The sequence below is a fragment of the Paraburkholderia sp. CI2 genome, assembly GCF_014201055.1.
GTDB classification, from domain to species: Bacteria; Pseudomonadota; Gammaproteobacteria; order Burkholderiales; family Burkholderiaceae; genus Paraburkholderia; species Paraburkholderia tuberum.
The window spans coordinates 1-1,377 of sequence record NZ_JACHDL010000065.1 but is presented as its reverse complement, the minus strand read 5'-3'; the positions used below and the strand labels follow the sequence as shown (position 1 = coordinate 1,377).

At 60.2% G+C, this 1,377-nt stretch carries 1 protein-coding gene; it reads right to left on the bottom strand.

Going from position 1 to position 1,377, the window contains the following annotated elements; all coding sequences use genetic code 11:
• Positions 1-269: 269 nt before the first annotated feature.
• Positions 270-1,295, bottom strand: coding sequence for an IS110 family transposase (locus tag HDG32_RS35900; RefSeq protein WP_184074570.1), 1,026 nt, complete (start codon positions 1,293-1,295; stop codon positions 270-272).
• Positions 1,296-1,377 lie beyond the last annotated feature (82 nt).

Below are 1,377 nucleotides of genomic sequence, written 5' to 3'. Positions count from 1 at the left end.
AAATCTATGGTCAGCCTGACTTTTGCAAGCGAGGTGGTGTTGACGTAAATTGGGCTTGCGCAAATCTATCCGGGGTCGTTGTGGGAACAGGTTCCCGCCCCATGATGAGAGCCGCGCCGGGCAAACCTTAAAAAAGCCGCAGTATCGGAATACTATTTGCTTTGCCAGGTTGCTTGCTCGGCCGTTGAGCCGTTTATGTCTTCACGTATCTCGCGTCGCAAAACCAGGAAGTGACTTGGGTCAGAGGGAGTAACGTAGGCGGCGCACAGTCAGGCTGCGGCCACAGCCTGAGCACTTTGGTAGTGTGTTCCGCGGGCGAGGATGGCCCAGGCGATCCTCGCCAATTTGTTGGCCAACGCACAAGCGACCACGTTGGAATGCCGTCGGGCCAGCAGGTCGCGGACCCAGGCCCCCAGGCGATCGGCGTGCCGCTCGATGTGCAGCATGAGCGCTCTCGCGCACTGGACTAACAGTCGCCTCAAATTCTTATCGCCGCGCTTGCTGATTCCCAGCAGCGTGGGCTTGCCGCCGGTACTGTATTGGCGTGGAACCAGCCCGATGGATGCGGCGAACTGGCGAGCGCAAGCGAACTGGTGGGCGTCGCCCAATTCGGTTGCCAGCACGCTGGCCGTGATTGGGCCGATGCCGGGAATCTCCAACAGGCGCTGGCTGCGTTCGTCCTCCCGCAGTTGCCGGATCAATTCGCTTTCGAGTTGCGCGACTTGTTCATCGAGGTACTTGAAATGTGCCTGCAGACGCTCGAGCAGCGCGACTAGTCGCGGCGGCAGATCATGCGAGGCCAGCACGGCAGGAAGTCGGCGGATGACGCCCATCCCCTTGGGCAGGCTCACGCCGAACTCGAGTAGAAAGGCATGAATCTGGTTGACCGTGCCGGTACGGTCGCGCACCAGCGCTTCGCGTACCCGATGCAGCGCTGAGATCGTCTGCTGCACCTCGTTGCGCGGACTGACGAACCGCATGCTGGGACGTGACGCGGCCTCGCAGATCGCTTGCGCGTCGGCGAAGTCATTCTTGTTGCCTTGCACGAAAGGTTTGACGAACTGCGGGGATATCAGCTTCGGGTGGTGCCCAAGTTCCTGGAGGCGACGGGCGACCCAGTGAGCGCCGGCACAGGCTTCCATGACCACCGTGCAGCTCGGAACACGGGCAAGCAGTGTGAACATCTGGTTGCGCGTCAGCTTCTTGCGCAACACCATGTGGCCCGATGCGGACTGTGCGTGCAGGTGAAAGCAATGCTTGCCAAGATCGATTCCAATCAACGAGATGGTGTCCATGACGATCTCCCATAAGGAAACAGCCCGATCAGCGTAAGCCGATCGGGCTGTTTCGGTCAGGCTGACCATCTCATTAAAGCCC

Excerpts from the sequence above, each read along its gene's own strand:
- HDG32_RS35900 (WP_184074570.1), bottom strand. The coding sequence starts at position 1,295 with ATGGACACCATCTCGTTGATTGGAATCGATCTTGGCAAGCATTGCTTT.